The organism is Candidatus Nanopelagicus abundans, assembly GCF_002288305.1.
Taxonomy (GTDB): domain Bacteria; phylum Actinomycetota; class Actinomycetes; order Nanopelagicales; family Nanopelagicaceae; genus Nanopelagicus; species Nanopelagicus abundans.
Genome location: NZ_CP016779.1, coordinates 179,670 through 197,904 on the forward strand (window position 1 = coordinate 179,670; position 18,235 = coordinate 197,904).

Consider the following 18,235-nt stretch of genomic DNA (forward strand, 5'->3'; position numbering starts at 1 on the left):
GAAACTTATCCTAAATATTACTTATTTTTTAACTCAGGCCAGCTATATCCAAGAGTTATAATCATCTTGCGTAATAAAGGTAGGGATAAGCCAATAATCCCACTAGGGTCACCTTCAATATTTGTAATAAATGGTGCACTTAGACCATCTAATGTAAAGCCACCTGCCACATTTAAAGGCTCACCTGAATCAACGTAATCTAATATTTCTGCATCACTCATTTGCGCAAACTCAACTTTTGCAGTTGATCTCTCACTTAATTCAATTCCTTGCTTTAAATCAATTAAGCAATGTCCAGTATGAAGGTAACCAGATTTTCCACTTAGTTGCTTACACCTAGTGATTGCATTTTCCCTATTACCTGGCTTACCAAGTGATTTACCTTCAAACTCAAATGTAGAATCACACCCAAGAATAATTGAATTATCTGGAGCTTTATCTTTAACAGTATGTGCTTTAAGAATTGCAAGTGCTATAACTAATTCAGAAGGTGATAGTGAGTCAAACTCTTCTCCTTCTTCATCTACCCCACTTACTAATACAGTTGGCTTAATTCCAGCACTTTCCAACAGACGCAACCGCGATGGTGAGGATGAGGCGAGAATTAATTCGATCATTATGCGGGTAACCTTATTACATGACATTCCCAACTGTTGGCATTATCGCTAGTCACCAAGTACGGGGAATTTACGAGTTTGAAGCGCTAAAACTAGGGATAAAAGTTAACTTTATATCTGAGAAGTGTTCAGTTGAGGAGCTAATCGAATTTTCTCAAGGCTGTGATCTTATCTACGTTGATCCAAAAATAATCTCACCGGCCTCAATTAAGACAGTTGAAAAAGCAGGAATAAAGATTTATCCATCTACAAATACTCTAGAACAATTTCAAAAAATAAGTACTAGTAAGAATAATGGTGAGCGTCTATCTATTTTAGTCGCAAGGTCAGCACATCTTCAGGTATCCACTTGGTCAATTACCTTAATTACAGATAATTTAACAATTACACCAGCACCTGGTATGAACTTTGAGCAATCACAAGATATTCAATTATCTGCTCTTAAATTAGCTGATGAAATTGGGCTAATTGGCGCTGTTGAACTATTAGTTGATGCGAACGATTATAAGAAACTACTAGATGTTAATTGGTTAGCACCAAACTCTGGATACTGGAGCCAAATTGGTTCAAAGACTAATTTTTATGAACAGAATTTGCGTGCAGTGTTAGATCTTCCACTTGGAAGCACTGATATAAATTCTCAATTCATACTTACTGGAAAATTATCTTCTGATCCAACAAGTGATGATTATCGTCCATATTTACACCTAATGGCTCGTAACCCAGAGCTTAAATTTAATCAGGTAAGTAAAGAAGTTGGAATTACTGGTGATAATTTAGAAGATTTATTAACTGAAGTGATTCACACCCAGCAGTATTACAGTGGCGAAATAAATGAGTAACTAAATACGTTTTTTATACTCAATAGCTGGGCAATGATTCATAACCGCCAATATTCCAGCTTCCTGCGCACGTGCTATCGCTGCAGCATCTATAACATCTAATTGTAACCAAACTCCTTTTGCTCCTATTTCAATCGCCTCATCAACTATATCTCCAGCAAGATCAGAGTTTATGAATACATCTACAACGTCAACTGGTACTGGAATATCAGATAATTTTGCGTAACCAGTTTGGCCATGAACAGTCTCTGCTTTTGGGTGTACTGGAATAATTGTGTGTCCCTTTTCAATTAGTACCTTTGCTACACCAAAAGCAGCACGTTCTTTATTATTACTTAGGCCAACTATCGCCCAAGTTTTTAGGTTAAGTAGTTGATCAATTTGACTACTCATTATTAGAGCGTCCTAATGCTCTAAATTTCCAACCAGCACTTCTCCATAACTGCCTATCAAGGGCATTTCGACCATCGATCATAATTGCATTTTTTACTAATGATTTAACCTTTACTGGATCAATATCTCGGTAAATTTTCCATTCGGTCAAATGAAGAACAATTTCCGCATCCTTTAATGTGTCATTAATTTCAGTAGAAAAATTTAGAACCGGAAAGCGCTTTTGTGCATTTGTAATAGCTTTTGGATCATGCACAGTAACTATTGCCCCAGCTGCTTGAATTTGCACTGCAATATCAAGTGCTGGTGAGTCACGGACATCATCACTATCAGGTTTAAATGCAGCACCTAAAATTGCAACTTTTTTTCCTTGTAAATTATCTGATAAATCTTTACGCACCAATTCAATAATTCTTTGTCTAGCGCGTAAATTAATTGCATCAATCTCTTTAAGAAATTCAACTGCTTGTTTAGCACCTAGTTCTTCTGCCCTAGCCATAAACGCACGAATATCTTTAGGCAGGCAACCACCACCGAAGCCAATACCTGCTTGTAAGAATCTGCTACCAATTCTTGGGTCATAACCAATAGCTTTAGCTAGAACTGTTACATCACCATCTGCTGCTTCACATATCTCGGCCATCGCGTTTATAAATGAAATCTTGGTTGCTAAAAATGAGTTAGCAGCAACTTTAACTAACTCAGATGTTGGTAAATCAGCTCTTACCCAAGGCGTATTCTCTTTTAAATTTGATGCGTATACCTCTTTTAAAATCTTTTCCGCGCTATCGCTTACTACTCCAACTACTAATCTATTTGGCTTTAAAGTGTCTTCAACAGCAAAACCTTCACGTAAAAATTCTGGGTTCCATGCTAAATCAGCTTTTGGATTTAATTCAATTAACTTACTTCTCAACCTTGTAGCAGTACCGACTGGCACAGTTGATTTACCAACAACTAATCCACCAGCCTTAACTAATTTTGCAATTGATTCTAAGGCCGAATTAACATATGTTAAATCAGCTGCATTTCCGCCTTTAACTTGTGGAGTACCGACACAAATAAAATGAACATCACAATCTGCTAAGTCATTAATATTTGTAGTAAAACTTAATCGACCTGACCTAATTTGCTCAGATAATAATTCCTCAAGACCTGGCTCATAAAAAGGTACCTTACCTTTTGATAGTAATTCGATCTTGCTCACTTCGGTATCGAAGCCAATAACCTCAAAACCAAGACTAGACATACAAGCAGCATGTGTGGCACCAAGATATCCAGTGCCAATTACTGAGAGTTTTAATGCCATATAGGTGAGCCTATCTAAATATTAGTTAATTATCGACAGATATTATCTTCAGCAGTTCGAGTTTTAAATTTATCAATTATTTCAACCTTTGGTGCAGCAGTTGAAGACGGTGAAGGTGATGGTATTACCTCATCAACTACAGCTCTATCTTCACGTAATCGCTGCCAAAGCTCTGGCGCTAGTACTGGATCCCAAAGCACTGAAGCAGTAACGCCATTTGAATAATAATTTAAATCTGAAAGTGGGACAGTTAATGTTCTAACATTAGATGTTGCAAGAGATTTCATTTGTTTAGCTAGAGTAATCAAATCTGAGTTTTTTAATCCTTCATCAGTTGTAACAGCTGAAAGTGATGAGTTAATAAAACTAGTCATAGTAATTGGGTTTAGTAATACTCCAGCACTTGTTGCCTTCTTTAGAATTGATGACATGAATGCTTGTTGTCTTTGCATTCTGCCAATATCTCCCATGCCATCAAATTCTCGCGTTCTAACATATTTCAGTGCCTCGATACCGTTTAAGGTATGAACGCCAGCTTCTAGAACTAGGTGACTCTTTGGGTCATCAATATCTTTCTTTGTACAAACTTCAATTCCACCTAGTGAGTCAACAACTCTAGCAAAACCAACAAAGTTCATCTCAATATAGTGATCTATTTTTAACTGGGTCATTTCCTCAAGTGTTTGAATCAATAGAGGTGCACCACCCCAATTAAAAGATGAATTAATTTTTGAATGTACCGCCGGGCTTACTTTGCCAGAGGGTTTAGTATGTTGTGGTATTAATGCAAATGAATCTCTAGGAATTGAAATTATTATCGCTTTATCTCTTGCCTTAGAAATATGTACCAATAGCATTGTGTCTGATCTCTTACCAGCAGCGGTAGCAACTGATCCAACTCTGAGCGCTTTTAGCTCAGCTTTAGTTAAACCCTCTCTAGTGTCAGATCCAACTAATAAGTAATTAACTGCAGTTGATTTTTTATCTGGCCGTTTATCTAGACCGGCAAAAGCATCAATTTTATTTATAGAGGCGTTAACTGTTCCAAACGCCAGCGCACTAATTGCGGATATAGCTAAAACTGTCACCGAAATGCCAGTTAAGATTCGCACACTTCGAGCAGATTTCATCTTCTTATCCTAGATTATGGGCAGGGAAATACTGCGCTCAAATATTGGCTGGAGGGGTTATGAATGATTTATCACTTCCTTCCGTCTCAGTAATCTTGCCAATTCTCAATGAGGAACGGGATTTAAGTAATTGCATCTCAGCAATTCTTAAGCAGGAGTATTCAGGAAATATTGAAATAATTTTAGCTCTTGGGCCATCAAAGGATAGAACTACAGAAATAGCTACAGAACTAGCCAAATTAGATTCTCGAATTAAATTAGTTAATAATCCATCTGGACAAACTGCAACTGGATTAAATCTTGCGATTGCTAAATCAATTTATGAAGTTATTTGCCGAATAGATGGGCATTCTGAGATTTCAAGTAGGTATATTAAGACTGCGGTAGAAATTATGATTAAGCAAGGTGCGGTCAATGTTGGCGGCTTAATGTATGCCGATAGTGAGACTGGGTTGCAGCGCACTATTGCAATTGCAATGCGATCAAAGCTTGGTGTTGGCCCGTCAAAGTTTCATACCGGAGGTAGTGCAGGTGAATCAGATACGGTTTATCTAGGAACATTTAAGAAATCTGCAGTCATAGCAGCTGGTGGCTTTGATGAAAGATATATCAGGGCGCAAGACTGGGAGCTAAACCACCGCCTACGAAAACAAGGTGGGTTAATTTGGTTTGACCCAAGATTGTTAGTGACTTACCGACCACGAAATACACTATCTAAACTAGCAAAGCAATATTTTCAATATGGGCGCTGGCGCAGAGTTATATCAAGACAACACAGCAGGACTGTTAATTTTCGCTACCTTGCTCCACCTTTTACAGTCATAGCTAATTTGTTCTCTTTCTTACTATCAATATTAATTAGTCCTATATTTCTAATTCCACCGCTGATATATCTTTCCCTCGTAGTGATCGGTGGGGTAGTAATTGCTAAAAAATTTATCGATCGCCTGCTAATGCCAATAGTTTTAGTAACAATGCATATATCTTGGGGAATCGGATTTATTACTTCGCCTAAAAATCTTTTAAAAAGTTAGTTATTATGCAATACAGAGTTTAATCCACTCCAACTACCACTTTTAGGAACCACTTCTAATGCACCACTTTGTGAGTTGCGCCTAAAGAGTAGATTATTTGCTCCACTTAACTCTTTTGCTTTAACAATTTTTCCATCAGGAAGTAGTATTTTTGATCCAGCAGTTATATAAACTCCGGCTTCAATAACACAGTCATCACCTAAACTAATTCCAGCACCAGAGTTAGCACCAAGAAGTGTGCGCTCTCCAATCGAGATTACCTCTTTACCGCCCCCACTAAGTGTTCCCATAATGGATGCACCACCACCAATATCACTGCCATCACCTACTACTACGCCAGAACTAATTCTTCCTTCGACCATTGATTTTCCTAAAGTGCCAGCATTGAAGTTAACAAAGCCCTCATGCATAACAGTTGTACCAGCTGAAAGATATGCTCCTAGTCGCACACGGTCACCATCTGCAATTCTTACTCCTTCTGGGATAACGTAATCAATCATTCTTGGAAACTTATCAACAGAATAAACAGTTAGATTTCCATATTTATTTTGCAGCGCTAACCTAACTTGATCAAAAGTATTTATTTCACAGGCACCAACGGAGGTCCAAACTACATTTGGCAATATTGTAAAAATGTTATCAAGATTTATACCATGTGGCTTAACCAGTCTATGTGAGAGTAAATGAAGCCTTAAATAAACATCTGCCACATCTTTAGGTGCAACTGATAGTTCAATACCTATATCAACTGGAATCTTCTTAACTTTTCTAATTAAATCACTATCTTGCTGAAGGCTAAGAGTCTCACCTTCTTTATTTGCTGGCTTACTTCCCAGACCTATTGAATGAAAATGACAATCAAGAGTTTGCCCAGATTCTGTTTGGGTAGCAACTCCAACGCCATATGCCAAGTTTTGACTACTGCTCATTAGGCAACGGTATCAAAATAGGCGTTAGGTAATAGACTAATTAGATGCGCGTATCTGTTTTCTGCTCATCTGCTCCAGATATTCCAAAAAGCTCTCTTGATTTGGCATTCGCAATTGGTGAAGCAATTGGTGAACAAGGTTGGGATCTTGTTTGGGGTGGTGGAAAGGCTTCAATGATGGGAGCAGTTGCAAAGGGCGCAAGATCAAAAGGAGCTGCGACTATTGGTGTGATACCCCAACCACTTATCAAACTTGAATTTGAAGATAAAGATGCAACCCAAATGCATGTTGTTAGCGATATGCGAACTCGTAAAGCAAAAATTGAAGATCTTTCAGATGCGTTTATTGCCCTTCCAGGTGGAATTGGAACATTAGAAGAATTTTTTGAAATCTGGGTAGGTAGTTATCTTAAGTTTCATAGTAAGCCAATTGCAGTATGTGATCCAGTTGGATTTTATGATCCACTAAGAACCGCGCTCGATCACCTTGCTGAACATAATTTTATGAAAACTGGCCAAGCAGAGTTAGTTAGCTGGTGCAAAGATATTCCTTCAACCTTAGATGCAATAAGAATAAAATGAAAAAATTATCACATCTTTCATTAACTGTAGAGATAAATAAACCAGTTGAAACGGTTTGGAAATTATTAGTTGACTGGAACAGTCAAAGTAATTGGATGCTGCAGACAAAGGTTTGGTCTGAGCTTGATCAAGATAAGACGGTTAAAAATGGTAAAGGAGTATTAGTTTTTGCATTTACTGGATTATTTCCAAAGCTTTATCCAAAACTTCGTTTAGGTATTTTAGACACTATGGAGGTCACAAAGTGGAAGCCTCCATTATTTTGTGAAGTTGTACATATCGGCAGAGTGATTCGTGGAACGGGCAAATTTGAATTAAAGAGAAAACGTAACCGCACAGTTTTCCACTGGCAAGAGGAGTTAATTGCGCCAACTTATGTTTTAATTTTCATGAAACCACTCTTATTACTGGGAGTTTGGCTCTCACTTCACAGATTTGCTAGGCAACTTTCCGCTTAAGCCTAAAAGTATTGGTTGAACTGAGTAAACTTTACTTATGACCTCTAAAGATGGCGGCAAGACGATTGCTGAGTTGATCAATACTCTGCCAGAGGAAGAGCGACTTATTTTGACATTACATTTAGTAAAAATGATCAGTGCAGCAGAAATAGCAAAAAAACTTGGAGTGCCAGAGCGAGCAGTGATAACGGTTATTGCATCAGGTAGATCGCGCCTAATTAGGTTGATTTCATAAGGGTATTTATATGGATTTCCCACCCACAGGGAATTAAGGGATAATTACGCCTCTAGCAATGCTTTGATTGAAATTTGGCAGGGGAGAGTTAAATGGCAGCGATGAAACCAAGAACTGGTGATGGCCCTATGGAGGTCACCAAAGAGGCTCGCTCTATGGTCATGCGCATCCCACTAGAAGGTGGCGGCAGATTAGTTGTTGAATTAAACGTTGAGGAAGCAACCAACTTAGGAAATGTCTTACAAGCAGCGGTTGCATTAGTTAAAAAGTAATCGACTGACCTAACTTTAAGCCGGGTTATGTTCAATAAACTCATAGATCCTTATCCAAAACTTAGTTACTTAGCTGAAGATGAATTAGATTTCTCTCCATTTTCTGCTGTTGCTGTTCCAGTTTTTCCAAGTGATGAAATCCAAATAATCAAAAGTAGATTTATAACAGCCTTAGTTGAGTTTACGAAATTAGATTTAAATATTGAGCTAGCTAATTGGCCTGATTTTACTGCCAAAGCTGGTGAGATTATTGAGGTACCAATAAGTAGTGAAAACTTAAAGCGAATTTATTTAGTTGGCGTTGGCGAATCTAATAATGAAGATATACGCAAAGCTTCCACATCACTTGGACGCAGGATTAAAGGAAATAACGTAACGCTTTTGTCTGCTTTATCAAATAATAAAGAGCAAATAGTTAACCAGGCAATTTCATTTATACTTTCAAATTACCAATACACGTTAAAAAGTGAACCAAAAGATAAAAAACCAGAGTTTGTAATCTACGGTGATTTTGAAGAAGAGATTGAGCGTGCACAAATAATGGCAACCGCAGTTTGGCAGGCACGTGATTTAATCCATACCCCATCAAATATTAAAAATCCTGAGTGGCTAGCAAAGCAAGCCACCGCGATGGTTTCAGCGACTAAAAGTTCAAGTCTTTCAATCTCAGTTAAATCTGGTCGAGCATTAAAAGATTTCGGTGGACTTATTGCAATAGGAAATTCATCGCCTAATCCTGGACCTAGATTAATTCAGGTTTCATACGCACCAAAAGGTTCAAGTAGCTGGCCTCATGTTGTATTAGTTGGTAAAGGAATTACCTTTGATACTGGTGGTGTTTCACTTAAAAGACCATACGAAAGTATGACGGCTATGAAAAGTGATATGGCTGGAGCTGCTGCAGTTCTTTCTGCAACAGTTGCAATGGCAAAAATTAAACCAAAAGTAAAAGTTACCGCACTTTTAATGGCAGCAGAGAATGCTTTATCTGCAACTTCTGCGCGTCCATCAGATGTGATTAAACAATTTGGTGGCACAACAGTTGAAATACTAAATACTGATGCAGAAGGTCGCCTAGTTTTAGCAGATGGGCTTGCATATGCCGATTTAGAGTTAGACCCAGATTACTTAGTTGATGTAGCAACGCTCACTGGTGCTGCCAGCTTAGGACTCGGCCGGCAATATGCTGCGATGTATACCCGAAAAATTCCACTTGCAAAAAAACTGCATGAATTAGGAAATAAAGTAGGAGAAAAGGTTTGGCATATGCCACTTTTAGATGATTATGCGGTGGCGTTAGATAGTGATATCGCAGATTTTAACCACCTAGCCGATAAGTTTGGCTTCTCAGCCGGATCAGTAACTGCAGCTTTATTTTTGGAGAAATTTGTGGGAGAACGTACTTGGGTGCACTTAGATATTGCCGGTAGCGGTAGATCTGAAACAGATGCTGGTGAAAATATTAAAGGTGGAACTGGATTTGGTGCAAGATTACTTATCGAGTGGTTGGCTTCATTTTGAACGAGGGCATATCACCACGCGGTGACATGAATGCATTTTCTGAACAATTTGCGCACGAAGATTATTTTATGCAACAAGCAAGATCCAATGGCCTAGAAATTGCAGCACCAGATCCAAGTGCTGGAGTAGGAAACTTTCTAAAGTTTGCAACTAAATTAATAAATTCTAAATCAGTAGTTGAAATAGGTACTGGTTCTGGTGTTGGCGGATTATGGCTCTTGCAAGGAATGCCTATTGATGGCGTTCTAACCACAATAGATTCTGAACGTGAGCATTCAAAAATTGCTCGAAATATTTTTGAAGAGGCAGGTATTACTTCAACTAAGTATCGAATAATTACTGGAAAATTAATTGAGGTTGTCGGAAAACTTGCTGATAACTCATATGAATTAGTAGTTATTCGTCCAGCTCTTGACCTATTTGACATGGTTGCGGAGTCATACCGATTACTTAAGCCAAATGGCTTATTAATTATTGACCAAGTGTTAAGTGGCGGAAAAGTTGCTGATTCAACCCAACGCGATCCTGAGAGCATTTCTCGCCGAGATGTAATTAAGGTTATAAAAGAGGATGAGCGCTGGCTGGCCACAGTGATTCCAATTGGCGCAGGCCTATTAGTTGCTAATAAACTTCCTTAAATGAATCAACCATCAAATACCCCATGGTGGCTGCCAAGTGATGAAGTAAAGCAAGTCCGGGTAGTCCAAACCAAGAGCAATTCTAATTTTATAGTTATTGCAGTTGTAATCGCACTTATCGCAGGTGCAATCGGAGCAATGGTTGGACGCAGTTCTTCAACAAATATTGGCGCAAATTTAGTGGATACAAAAAACATTGTTGAGCGAGCACCAGATTCAATAGCAGCACTTGCTGCTCGAGTCATTCCTGCAGTTGTATCAATATCTATTAATTCTTCATCTGGGTCTGGTTTTTTTCTAGATAGTGATGGATTTATTTTAACAAATAATCATGTTGTAAAATCATCTACTCTTGGAAAAATTACAGTTGAATTATCGAATGGTAAGAAATACCCTGCAAAATTAATTGGTAGAGATGCCTCATATGATTTAGCTGTTTTAAAAATAGATGTAACTTCTGCGCCAACTCTACAATTAGGTAATAGCGATAGCATTTTAGTCGGGGATACAGTAATTGCGATTGGTTCTCCACTTGGTTTATCAGGAACTGTCACATCAGGAATAATAAGTGCAAAAAATAGAGCAGTTACTACTGGCGATAGTTCTGGAGAGAGTTCATTTATTAATGCATTGCAAACCGATGCTGCAATTAATCCTGGAAACTCAGGAGGTCCACTAGTTGATATAACCGGGGCTGTAGTTGGAGTTAATTCAGCAATAGCAACCCTTGGGTATGGAAACTCACCCGGATCAATTGGATTAGGGTTTGCAATTCCAATTAATCAAGCTAAGAAAACTGCTGAACAATTAATTAAAACTGGATCTGCTACTTATCCGATCATGGGCATTACTGTTGACACAAGTTTTACTGGAAATGGTGCATTAATTTCAAATCAAGGAGCAGGTATTACTGCAGGCGGTCCAGCAGCAAAAGCTGGGTTAAAAGCTGGCGATGTAATTACTAAATTAGATGGAAAATCTATTGATAATTCAGATGAGTTAATAGTAGTAATTAGAAGTAAAAATATTGGTGATAAAGTTAAAGTTGAATATAGTAGAAACAACGTAACTCGTGAGGTAGTAGTAACCCTTGCAGGATCAAAGTAGGGATAGATGTTTAATATTGGTGGCGGTGAGATACTTGGCTTACTCATACTAGGCATGATTTTAATTGGTCCAGATCGGATGCCTAATATTGCAACTGATGCCGCAAGACTCTTAATAAAGTTAAAGAATATTGCACAAAAAGCCACAAATGATCTAAAAGAAAATTTAGGGCCAGGATATGAGGATTTACAAGTAAAAGATTTAAACCCAAAAGCATTTATTAAAAAGCATATTGGTGATGTAATTGATAAAAATGATTTGGAAATAAATACAAAACCTAAACCAAAAATTGACCCAGATATATTATGAGTACCGTTGAATTAATTAACACCGCACTTGGCACAGTAATTGACCCTGAGCTTCATAAACCACTACCTGAGCTAGGTATGGTTGAATCTGTTAATTTTACTGACGGTGTAGCAAAAATTAATATCTTGCTAACAATCATTGGATGCCCAATGAAGGATCGACTTCATTCTGATATAACTAAGTCTTTAGCTAATATTTCTGAGGTTAAAACTGTAGAAATTAACTTCGGCGTAATGAATGAAGAACAAAGAAATAATGTTAAAAAATTAATTCGTGGCGGGCGTGAAAAATTCATTCCCTTTGCTCAACCAGACTCTTTAACTAGAGTGCTAGGTATTGCCTCCGGTAAGGGCGGTGTCGGTAAATCATCTGTAACAGTTAATTTAGCAGTGGCAGCAGCAGCTCGCGGACTAAAAGTAGGAATACTAGATGCGGATGTTTATGGACATTCAATTCCAAGACTTATGGGAATTCTTGATAAAAGACCAACAGCAATTGATCAAACATTTATTCCCGTAGAAAATTACGGAGTCAAAGTTGTTTCAATGGAGATGTTTAAACCAGAAAGATCTGATCCAGTTGCCTATCGAGGTCCACTACTACACCGAGTTTTAGAGCAATTATTAAGTGATGCGTATTGGGGTGATTTAGATTTATTACTTCTTGATTTACCACCTGGAACTGGTGATATTGCAATATCACTTGGCCAACTAATACCTACATCAGAAATAATTGTTGTTACTACACCACAGATTGCCGCAGCTGAGATTGCAGAGCGAGCAGGTCGAATTGCCCACCAGATTAAGCAACCAGTCATTGGCGTTATTGAAAATATGTCTGAATCTATTAATCCAGAATCTGGGGAAAAGATTTCAATTTTTGGTAGTGGAGGTGGTGAAGAGACTGCTAAGAGATTGAGCAAATTAATCGGAGTAGATGTTCCACTTCTTGCAAAAATACCATTTGATCCCATCCTTCGTGAGGGTGGGGATGAAGGTAATCCGATTGCTTTGAACGATAAAAAATTTACTACAATATTTAATGAAATTTTAGATCAAATAATTATCAGACCTAAATCACTTATCGGGGTAAGACTAAATATAAATACCTAAGATTTTTTATTTAGTTTTTTAACAATCTCCTCGATTGCATCAGATATTTCACTATGTAGATAATCTCTTGTAGTTACTTCACCAATTGCTGAACGTAGGCTAGCTAGCTCTCTTGCCAAATACTCAGTATCTGCCACATTTCGTTCATCACGTTCACGATCCTCATTACCTTGAATCCGATCACGATCAGATTGACGATTTTGTGCTAGCAAAATTAATGGCGCAGCGTATGAAGCCTGTAGAGATAAAAGAAGTGTTAAGAAAATAAATGGATAGTGATCAAACTTTAAATTATCAGGTGCAAACCCATTCCAGATAACCCAGGTCAATACAAATGCTGTCATATAAACCAAAAAGCGTGCAGTACCTAGAAAACGAGCAAACTTCTCAGACCAGCGACCAAATGCATCAGGATCATAAGATGGCTTAAGACTTCTGCGAGCTTCACGGGGAAACTCAAGTGAGTTTTTATTTATCTTTGATTTTGCCATGACTATCTACTCTCACTTTCTTTTCTCTTAGTTTCATCCTGGCGCCAGTTTTCTGGCAATAAGTGGTCTAGTACATCATCAACTGTAACTGCGCCTAGTAAACGCTCATTTGCATCAACAATTGGCACAGCAAGTAAGTTATAACTTGCAAGGTATGAGGAGACCTCACTTAAAGTAGTTTCAGCTGATAATGGCGCAATATCACTATCTAAAATTGATCCCAGTAATGTTGCAGGTGGCTCACGAAGTAATCTTTGGATATATACAACTCCCATTAATCTACCTGTTGGTGTCTCTAATGGTTGGCGACAAACAAATACCTGCGACGCTAACCCAGGAGCAACTTCAGATAATCTAACCCTTGATAGAGCTTCTGCAACTGTTGAATCAGCTGTTAAAACAATTGGTTCAGTCGTCATCATTCCACCGGCAGAGTAATCTTCATAGTGCATTAAGCGCTGAACACCTTCAGCATCTTCTGGCTCCATTAAGGCAAGTAAAGCTTGTGCCTTTTCTTGGCCAACTTCACGAAGTAAATCTGCAGCATCATCTGGATCCATTTCTTCTAATACATCTGCTGCGCGCTCACCTTCAAGCTCTGCTAATAATTCAACACGGGATGCCTCATTCATTTCTTCTAATACATCTGCTAACCGCTCATCATCTAATGCTCGGGCAACCTCAACTCGGCGCTTAATTGTTAAATCATGCAACACAGATGCTAAGTCTGCTGCGCGTAAATTTGAAAGAGTGCCAAGTAAATTACTAACACCCTGATTTGTTTCATTAATTGTGAAGCCAGAGATCTCACCCCAAGTAAGAGTTGATGACGCACCGCGCCTGCGCAATCCAATTCCGCGTCTCATAACATGCACTTTTTCAATAAACCAATCGCCAGTTTTTGATAATTCCATGCCGACATCTTCAACAGTAACTTTTTCATTTGTTTCAATTAACGTCACTGAACGATCTAGCATTTCTGATAAAACTGATATTTCATTAGTTCGTGGTTCAAAACGGCGCATATTAAGTAAGCCGGTAATAATTACATGACCATTATCAATAGATGTAACTCTAGTAATTGGTATAAATATTCGTTTCCTAGGTGGAACTTCAACAATAAAGCCCAAAATTCTTGGAGGTTGGTTATTGCTTCGCAATGTTGCGACCGCATCCCTAACCTTGCCAAGTTGATCACCATTTGGGTCAAAGACTGCAGTGCCAGCTAATCGGGCTAGGAATACACGATTTAGGTTAGAACCTTTACTTGTATTCATGGGCCAAGGGTATCGGCTCAGTACCAATTCATAACAATAATTAAATTACAGATAGGTTTTGCCTATGAAAGATCAGGATCACACCAAATTACCATCTGGTCGCGATGTCCCTCTGCTACTTCTAGGGATTATCGGAATAGGAGCCTCTGGTCCGATAATTGCAAAAAGCTTGATGCCAGTACCGACCATGATTTTTTGGCGCAACTTAATTGGTGGATTATTTATGACACCTTTTGCCCTAAAGCGAAAAGAGTGGCGAACTTTAAATCAACGAAAAGCAATACTTTGGTCAGCGCTAGGTGGAGTATTTTTAGCTTTTCACTTTATTTGTTTCTTTTGGGCAATGAAATACACCTCAGTTGCAACAGGAACTGCATTAACGGCAACTCAGCCAATATTTGTTGCTTTATTTATAAAATTTAAAGGTGGTCATATACCTAAAAAATCATTTATTGGAATATTTATAGCATTTATCTCAGTGATTGTAATTACTGGTGTTGATTTAAATTTATCGGTTAGATCATTTCAAGGAGATCTTTTAGCTGTTGCTGGGGGAGCGCTAGCCGCTGCTTATGTATTAATTAGCTCTAAAGTGCAAAAAGAAATTGCTACCTCAACTTTTATGGCAGTATGTTATCTGACCTGCTCATTAACCGTCTTACCAATAGTTTTTCTAGGTAACTATTCTCTAACTGGATTTTCAATTTCAGAGTGGATTTTACTTGCGGCACTAATACTTACTGCTCAACTACTTGGCCACTCCCTATTTAATCTCTCACTTAAACGAGTTTCACCAGCAATAGTTTCATTAATAGTTTTCTTTGAAGTTCCAGTTAGCGCAGTCATTGCTTACATCTGGTTAGGTCAGCAGCCACCTGCTGGCACAATTCCAGGAATAATTGGCTTACTTTTTGGTTGCACCTTATTTGTCTTACGCTCTAGTCAACCTATTTCTAATCAGCGGTAAGATAAATCAATGATTGATCTTCACACACATACGACATTTAGTGATGGAACTGATACTCCAACTCAATTAATTAATAAAGCACTTGCTGCTGGGATAACAACTATTGCATTAACAGATCATGACTCAATTAGTGGATGGCAAGAAGCTACTTCCGCTCTTCGTCCTGGCATTTGCCTAGTCCCAGGCGCTGAAGTTTCTTGTCAGACTCTAGATGGAATAAGTGTTCATATTTTGGGGCTCTTATTTGATTCAAGTAATACTGCATTAATTGATACATTAGAAAAAACTAGAGAAAATCGCTATTGCCGCATGGAAAAGATAATTGCAAAAATTAACGAAGCTGGTATTGATATAAGCATGAGTGATGTTTTAGAACAGTTATCAGATGGCGCAACATTAGGTAGACCACATCTTGCAGATGCACTAGTTAAAAAAGGTGTAGTTACAAGTAGAGAAGAAGCATTTGCACAAATGCTCCATAATCACTCTAAATATTATGTTTCACATTATTCACCAACACCAGAGGCAGTAATCAAATTAATTAAAGAAGCCGGTGGTGTATCTGTTATTGCCCATCCAATGGCTTCTCATCGTGGGCGAACAATCTCACTGGACACATTTGGCTCCTTAATCCAAGCTGGATTAGATGGAATTGAAGTTGATCACCGCGATCATTCTCCTCAGGAGAAAACTCAACTAATAGCACTAGCAAATGAGTCAAAACTTATTATGACTGGTGCAAGTGATTACCACGGAAATGGAAAATTAAATTTACTAGGTGAATACACCACAGAGCCAGCACAATGGCAAAAGCTAGAAGAGCGAGCTAATGCTCGTAGGGTTTTATCAGTTTAAATTATTGACTAGCAAAACCAACGCGGCGATCAGCACCCTCGCCAACTTCTACATAACTAATCTTGTTATAAGGAACTAAAATTTCTCGACCTTTGCTGTCACTAAGTGATAAAACAGAAGATGACTTAATTGCCTCATTTACTTTTGCAATTACTTCATCTTGGGTATTTGTGCACTCAATATTTAACTCACGTGAACTGTCAGATATTCCGACTTTTACCTCAGTTTTTACCGAGCTCTTAGTTACTGATTTCGCTGTAGCCATAAGATAACTCTATCTACTTGCCAATAAGTATGCGAATTTAGGATTGTGATTTAGGAAACCCAGAGATTCCCCGCCAGATTAGATTCATAACTAACTCAGTTGCACGCCGGCGGTCAATTTTGCCATCTCGATCTAACCAGTGACGAGCACTAGTTTGCACCGTACCGATAATTCCAACTGCCAGCATCATTGACTCTTCTTTTCCTAAGCCAGTATCAATTGAGATAACTGCACTAATTGCAGCAGCGCAATCGTAAGTCATTCGGTTAAGCCGCTCTCTAACTTGTGGTTCTACATTCATATCACTTTCAAAAAGCAATCTAAATGCTTCACCTTCAGAATCAATAAAGCCAAAATATGCCTCAACTGTTGCTGCAACTCTGGCCGAGTTTTCTCGGTTAGCAGCAATTGCTTTTTGAATTGCAAAAACTAATGAATCAATATGCAAATCTAATACTGCAAGGTATAGGTCTAACTTAGATGGGAAGTGCTGATATAAAACTGGCTTACTAACTTTTGCACGGTCTGCAATTTCATCCATTGCAGCAGAGTGATAACCCGCAGCGGTAAAAACCTCAAGTGCTGCAACTAGTAGTTGCGCTCTACGTTCATCGCGAGGTAAGCGATTAGTTTTCTCATCAGCCACAGTTAATTCTATTGGGATAAGTATGAGATTGTCAGGTTTTATAACTTTTACAGTTATATTGTGCGGGTGAGTGCAGCAAAAAGATTGTTATTAGTCCATGCCCATCCAGATGATGAGACCATCAATAATGGAGTAACAATGGCTAAATATGCTGCATCAGGTGCGCAGGTAACTTTAGTAACTTGCACAAGAGGTGAAGAGGGTGAAGTCTTAGTAACTGAACTTGCAAACTTGGCGAGTGATAAAGATGACAAGCTTGGTGAACATCGTGAAGTTGAATTAAAAGATGCGATGGCGCAATTGGGAATAAATGATTTTAGATTTTTAGGCGCTCCAAATAAAAAATGGCGAGATAGCGGGATGATGGGGACAACCCAAAATGAGCGAGGTGATGTATTTTGGCAAGCTGACCTAGATGAGGCTTCACATGAACTTGTTAAGATTATTTTAGAAACTAAGCCACAAGTATTAATTACCTATGATGAGTTTGGTGGTTATGGCCACCCAGATCACATAAAGGCTCATAGAGTTGCAATGAGGGCCACTGAGCTGGCTGCTGAGCAAGGGTGGCAGATTAGTAAAATTTATTGGAACACAATGCCAAGGTCAGTTATTCAAATGGGAATTGAAAAAATGAAAGAGGTCGGATCAGATTTCTTTGGCGCTGAAAGTGCTGATGATCTACCTTTTGCCAAACCAGATGAATTAGTTACAACTGTCGTTAACGCCCCAGAGTATGTGCCACAAAAACTTGAAGCTATGAAAGCTCACGCCACACAAATTTCAGTAGATGGACCATTTTTTGCACTCTCAAATAATCTTGGTTTATCAGTTTGGGGGGATGAGTACTACACATTAGTAAAAGGTGAAAAGGCTGCCCCGTTCGATAGCAACGGCAGAGAGTTAGATATTTTTGCTGGGGTAATTTAGTGAAAGTAATTCGCTCATTATTGCTCGGCACACTAATTGGATTCTGTGCCATTATGCTTCACAACATATACCCACCATTTGGATTTATTGGATCGATACTTTTAACTTTTATAGGAATGAATATTTTTAGTAGAACTTTTTTCTATTTAAGATACCAAGTAATAGCTTCAGCAGCCTGGCTAGCAGTGGTTCTCTTTGCTGGAAATCCTGGATCAGGTGAAGAGGTATTAATTTATGGAAATACCTATGGCAATATCTTTCTAATTGCAGGTTTTATTACATTAATGATTTCCTTAGTTAGACCAAGGCGGTCATAA

Annotated in this window: 24 protein-coding genes; 15 read left to right on the plus strand and 9 right to left on the minus strand. The window is 38.4% G+C overall.

Features of this window, described 5'->3' with window-relative positions:
• Window positions 1–17 precede the first annotated feature (17 nt).
• Entirely contained in the window at window positions 18–617 is a 600-nt protein-coding gene (locus tag B1sIIB91_RS00940; RefSeq protein ID WP_095687773.1) for a Maf family protein, read from the minus strand.
• A 20-nt stretch (window positions 618–637) separates the two neighbouring features.
• Between B1sIIB91_RS00940 and B1sIIB91_RS00945 the strand changes: the two genes are divergently transcribed.
• A complete protein-coding gene (locus tag B1sIIB91_RS00945; RefSeq protein WP_095687774.1) occupies window positions 638–1,459 on the plus strand; it encodes a 5-(carboxyamino)imidazole ribonucleotide synthase in 822 nt (273 codons plus the stop codon).
• Here the strand turns inward: B1sIIB91_RS00945 and B1sIIB91_RS00950 are convergent, their stop codons facing one another.
• The 3 genes from B1sIIB91_RS00950 to B1sIIB91_RS00960 are packed head-to-tail and all read right to left on the minus strand — an operon-like array spanning window position 1,460 to window position 4,291.
• Window positions 1,460–1,852 (minus strand): CoA-binding protein, encoded by a 393-nt coding sequence (locus B1sIIB91_RS00950; protein WP_095687775.1) that lies wholly within the window; start codon window positions 1,850–1,852, stop codon window positions 1,460–1,462. It lies immediately after the preceding gene.
• Window positions 1,845–3,161 carry a UDP-glucose dehydrogenase family protein gene (locus B1sIIB91_RS00955; RefSeq protein ID WP_095687776.1) on the minus strand — a complete coding sequence of 439 codons (1,317 nt, stop codon included), beginning with the start codon at window positions 3,159–3,161 and terminating at the stop codon, window positions 1,845–1,847. The genes B1sIIB91_RS00950 and B1sIIB91_RS00955 overlap by 8 nt, the downstream gene beginning before the upstream one ends.
• Window positions 3,162–3,190: 29 nt before the next feature.
• The gene (locus tag B1sIIB91_RS00960) at window positions 3,191–4,291 is read right to left on the minus strand and encodes an LCP family protein (protein WP_095687777.1); all 1,101 of its coding nucleotides are present in this window, start codon (window positions 4,289–4,291) and stop codon (window positions 3,191–3,193) included.
• 59 nt (window positions 4,292–4,350) lie between these two features.
• Between B1sIIB91_RS00960 and B1sIIB91_RS00965 the strand changes: the two genes are divergently transcribed.
• Window positions 4,351–5,325 (plus strand): glycosyltransferase family 2 protein, encoded by a 975-nt coding sequence (locus B1sIIB91_RS00965; RefSeq protein ID WP_095687778.1) that lies wholly within the window; start codon window positions 4,351–4,353, stop codon window positions 5,323–5,325.
• Here B1sIIB91_RS00965 and dapD read toward each other — a convergent pair.
• A complete protein-coding gene (gene dapD, locus B1sIIB91_RS00970; protein WP_095687779.1) occupies window positions 5,322–6,254 on the minus strand; it encodes a 2,3,4,5-tetrahydropyridine-2,6-dicarboxylate N-succinyltransferase in 933 nt (310 codons plus the stop codon). The genes B1sIIB91_RS00965 and dapD overlap by 4 nt on opposite strands.
• 44 nt (window positions 6,255–6,298) lie before the next feature.
• Here dapD and B1sIIB91_RS00975 point away from each other — a divergent pair, with 44 nt between their 5' ends.
• From B1sIIB91_RS00975 to B1sIIB91_RS01015, 9 genes are all read left to right on the plus strand, one after another.
• On the plus strand, window positions 6,299–6,835 hold the full coding sequence (locus B1sIIB91_RS00975; RefSeq protein WP_095687780.1) for an LOG family protein: 537 nt from the start codon (window positions 6,299–6,301) through the stop codon (window positions 6,833–6,835).
• The gene (locus tag B1sIIB91_RS00980; RefSeq protein ID WP_095687781.1) at window positions 6,832–7,293 is read left to right on the plus strand and encodes an SRPBCC family protein; all 462 of its coding nucleotides are present in this window, start codon (window positions 6,832–6,834) and stop codon (window positions 7,291–7,293) included. The genes B1sIIB91_RS00975 and B1sIIB91_RS00980 overlap by 4 nt, the downstream gene beginning before the upstream one ends.
• Before the next feature lie 37 nt (window positions 7,294–7,330).
• Window positions 7,331–7,528, plus strand: coding sequence for an RNA polymerase sigma factor (locus B1sIIB91_RS00985; protein WP_095687782.1), 198 nt, complete (start codon window positions 7,331–7,333; stop codon window positions 7,526–7,528).
• A 92-nt stretch (window positions 7,529–7,620) separates the two neighbouring features.
• On the plus strand, window positions 7,621–7,800 hold the full coding sequence (locus B1sIIB91_RS00990; RefSeq protein ID WP_009612632.1) for a DUF3117 domain-containing protein: 180 nt from the start codon (window positions 7,621–7,623) through the stop codon (window positions 7,798–7,800).
• A 27-nt stretch (window positions 7,801–7,827) separates the two neighbouring features.
• On the plus strand, window positions 7,828–9,321 hold the full coding sequence (locus B1sIIB91_RS00995; protein ID WP_095687783.1) for a leucyl aminopeptidase family protein: 1,494 nt from the start codon (window positions 7,828–7,830) through the stop codon (window positions 9,319–9,321).
• Complete coding sequence (locus B1sIIB91_RS01000) at window positions 9,318–9,959, plus strand: O-methyltransferase (RefSeq protein WP_223298609.1); 642 nt, start codon at window positions 9,318–9,320, stop codon at window positions 9,957–9,959. The genes B1sIIB91_RS00995 and B1sIIB91_RS01000 overlap by 4 nt, the downstream gene beginning before the upstream one ends.
• Complete coding sequence (locus B1sIIB91_RS01005; protein ID WP_095687785.1) at window positions 9,960–11,066, plus strand: S1C family serine protease; 1,107 nt, start codon at window positions 9,960–9,962, stop codon at window positions 11,064–11,066.
• A gap of 6 nt (window positions 11,067–11,072) precedes the next feature.
• Window positions 11,073–11,375, plus strand: coding sequence for a sec-independent translocase (locus B1sIIB91_RS01010; RefSeq protein ID WP_095687786.1), 303 nt, complete (start codon window positions 11,073–11,075; stop codon window positions 11,373–11,375).
• A complete protein-coding gene (locus tag B1sIIB91_RS01015; RefSeq protein WP_095687787.1) occupies window positions 11,372–12,487 on the plus strand; it encodes an Mrp/NBP35 family ATP-binding protein in 1,116 nt (371 codons plus the stop codon). The genes B1sIIB91_RS01010 and B1sIIB91_RS01015 overlap by 4 nt, the downstream gene beginning before the upstream one ends.
• On the opposite strand, the gene B1sIIB91_RS01020 is transcribed toward B1sIIB91_RS01015, so the two are convergent.
• Both B1sIIB91_RS01020 and B1sIIB91_RS01025 read right to left on the minus strand, forming a co-directional pair.
• Entirely contained in the window at window positions 12,484–12,978 is a 495-nt protein-coding gene (locus B1sIIB91_RS01020) for a DUF1003 domain-containing protein (RefSeq protein WP_095687788.1), read from the minus strand. The two genes, B1sIIB91_RS01015 and B1sIIB91_RS01020, sit on opposite strands and share 4 nt — an antisense overlap.
• Before the next feature lie 2 nt (window positions 12,979–12,980).
• Window positions 12,981–14,255, minus strand: coding sequence for a magnesium transporter MgtE N-terminal domain-containing protein (locus B1sIIB91_RS01025; protein ID WP_095687789.1), 1,275 nt, complete (start codon window positions 14,253–14,255; stop codon window positions 12,981–12,983).
• A gap of 64 nt (window positions 14,256–14,319) precedes the next feature.
• On the opposite strand from B1sIIB91_RS01025, the gene B1sIIB91_RS01030 reads away from it, so the two are divergent.
• Together B1sIIB91_RS01030 and B1sIIB91_RS01035 are read left to right on the plus strand one after the other, a co-directional pair.
• Window positions 14,320–15,222 (plus strand): DMT family transporter, encoded by a 903-nt coding sequence (locus tag B1sIIB91_RS01030; protein ID WP_095687790.1) that lies wholly within the window; start codon window positions 14,320–14,322, stop codon window positions 15,220–15,222.
• A gap of 9 nt (window positions 15,223–15,231) precedes the next feature.
• Window positions 15,232–16,077 (plus strand): PHP domain-containing protein, encoded by an 846-nt coding sequence (locus B1sIIB91_RS01035; protein WP_095687791.1) that lies wholly within the window; start codon window positions 15,232–15,234, stop codon window positions 16,075–16,077.
• 1 nt (window position 16,078) lies between these two features.
• Here B1sIIB91_RS01035 and B1sIIB91_RS01040 read toward each other — a convergent pair whose 3' ends face one another.
• Both B1sIIB91_RS01040 and B1sIIB91_RS01045 read right to left on the minus strand, forming a co-directional pair.
• Window positions 16,079–16,342, minus strand: a complete 264-nt coding sequence (locus B1sIIB91_RS01040) for a DUF3107 domain-containing protein (protein ID WP_095687792.1) — start codon at window positions 16,340–16,342, stop codon at window positions 16,079–16,081.
• Between the two features lie 37 nt (window positions 16,343–16,379).
• The gene (locus B1sIIB91_RS01045; protein WP_095687793.1) at window positions 16,380–16,988 is read right to left on the minus strand and encodes a TetR/AcrR family transcriptional regulator; all 609 of its coding nucleotides are present in this window, start codon (window positions 16,986–16,988) and stop codon (window positions 16,380–16,382) included.
• Window positions 16,989–17,048: 60 nt separating this feature from the next.
• Here B1sIIB91_RS01045 and mshB point away from each other — a divergent pair, with 60 nt between their 5' ends.
• Both mshB and B1sIIB91_RS01055 read left to right on the plus strand, forming a co-directional pair.
• On the plus strand, window positions 17,049–17,918 hold the full coding sequence (mshB, locus tag B1sIIB91_RS01050; protein WP_095687794.1) for an N-acetyl-1-D-myo-inositol-2-amino-2-deoxy-alpha-D-glucopyranoside deacetylase: 870 nt from the start codon (window positions 17,049–17,051) through the stop codon (window positions 17,916–17,918).
• Window positions 17,918–18,235, plus strand: coding sequence for a hypothetical protein (locus B1sIIB91_RS01055; RefSeq protein WP_095687795.1), 318 nt, complete (start codon window positions 17,918–17,920; stop codon window positions 18,233–18,235). The genes mshB and B1sIIB91_RS01055 overlap by 1 nt, the downstream gene beginning before the upstream one ends.

Excerpts from the sequence above, each read along its gene's own strand:
- B1sIIB91_RS00940 (WP_095687773.1), bottom strand. The coding sequence starts at position 617 with ATGATCGAATTAATTCTCGCCTCATCCTCACCATCGCGGTTGCGTCTG.
- B1sIIB91_RS00945 (WP_095687774.1), top strand. The coding sequence starts at position 638 with ATGACATTCCCAACTGTTGGCATTATCGCTAGTCACCAAGTACGGGGA.
- B1sIIB91_RS00950 (WP_095687775.1), bottom strand. The coding sequence starts at position 1,852 with ATGAGTAGTCAAATTGATCAACTACTTAACCTAAAAACTTGGGCGATA.
- B1sIIB91_RS00955 (WP_095687776.1), bottom strand. The coding sequence starts at position 3,161 with ATGGCATTAAAACTCTCAGTAATTGGCACTGGATATCTTGGTGCCACA.
- B1sIIB91_RS00960 (WP_095687777.1), bottom strand. The coding sequence starts at position 4,291 with ATGAAATCTGCTCGAAGTGTGCGAATCTTAACTGGCATTTCGGTGACA.
- B1sIIB91_RS00965 (WP_095687778.1), top strand. The coding sequence starts at position 4,351 with ATGAATGATTTATCACTTCCTTCCGTCTCAGTAATCTTGCCAATTCTC.
- dapD (WP_095687779.1), bottom strand. The coding sequence starts at position 6,254 with ATGAGCAGTAGTCAAAACTTGGCATATGGCGTTGGAGTTGCTACCCAA.
- B1sIIB91_RS00975 (WP_095687780.1), top strand. The coding sequence starts at position 6,299 with ATGCGCGTATCTGTTTTCTGCTCATCTGCTCCAGATATTCCAAAAAGC.
- B1sIIB91_RS00980 (WP_095687781.1), top strand. The coding sequence starts at position 6,832 with ATGAAAAAATTATCACATCTTTCATTAACTGTAGAGATAAATAAACCA.
- B1sIIB91_RS00985 (WP_095687782.1), top strand. The coding sequence starts at position 7,331 with ATGACCTCTAAAGATGGCGGCAAGACGATTGCTGAGTTGATCAATACT.
- B1sIIB91_RS00990 (WP_009612632.1), top strand. The coding sequence starts at position 7,621 with ATGGCAGCGATGAAACCAAGAACTGGTGATGGCCCTATGGAGGTCACC.
- B1sIIB91_RS00995 (WP_095687783.1), top strand. The coding sequence starts at position 7,828 with ATGTTCAATAAACTCATAGATCCTTATCCAAAACTTAGTTACTTAGCT.
- B1sIIB91_RS01005 (WP_095687785.1), top strand. The coding sequence starts at position 9,960 with ATGAATCAACCATCAAATACCCCATGGTGGCTGCCAAGTGATGAAGTA.
- B1sIIB91_RS01010 (WP_095687786.1), top strand. The coding sequence starts at position 11,073 with ATGTTTAATATTGGTGGCGGTGAGATACTTGGCTTACTCATACTAGGC.
- B1sIIB91_RS01015 (WP_095687787.1), top strand. The coding sequence starts at position 11,372 with ATGAGTACCGTTGAATTAATTAACACCGCACTTGGCACAGTAATTGAC.
- B1sIIB91_RS01020 (WP_095687788.1), bottom strand. The coding sequence starts at position 12,978 with ATGGCAAAATCAAAGATAAATAAAAACTCACTTGAGTTTCCCCGTGAA.
- B1sIIB91_RS01025 (WP_095687789.1), bottom strand. The coding sequence starts at position 14,255 with ATGAATACAAGTAAAGGTTCTAACCTAAATCGTGTATTCCTAGCCCGA.
- B1sIIB91_RS01030 (WP_095687790.1), top strand. The coding sequence starts at position 14,320 with ATGAAAGATCAGGATCACACCAAATTACCATCTGGTCGCGATGTCCCT.
- B1sIIB91_RS01035 (WP_095687791.1), top strand. The coding sequence starts at position 15,232 with ATGATTGATCTTCACACACATACGACATTTAGTGATGGAACTGATACT.
- B1sIIB91_RS01040 (WP_095687792.1), bottom strand. The coding sequence starts at position 16,342 with ATGGCTACAGCGAAATCAGTAACTAAGAGCTCGGTAAAAACTGAGGTA.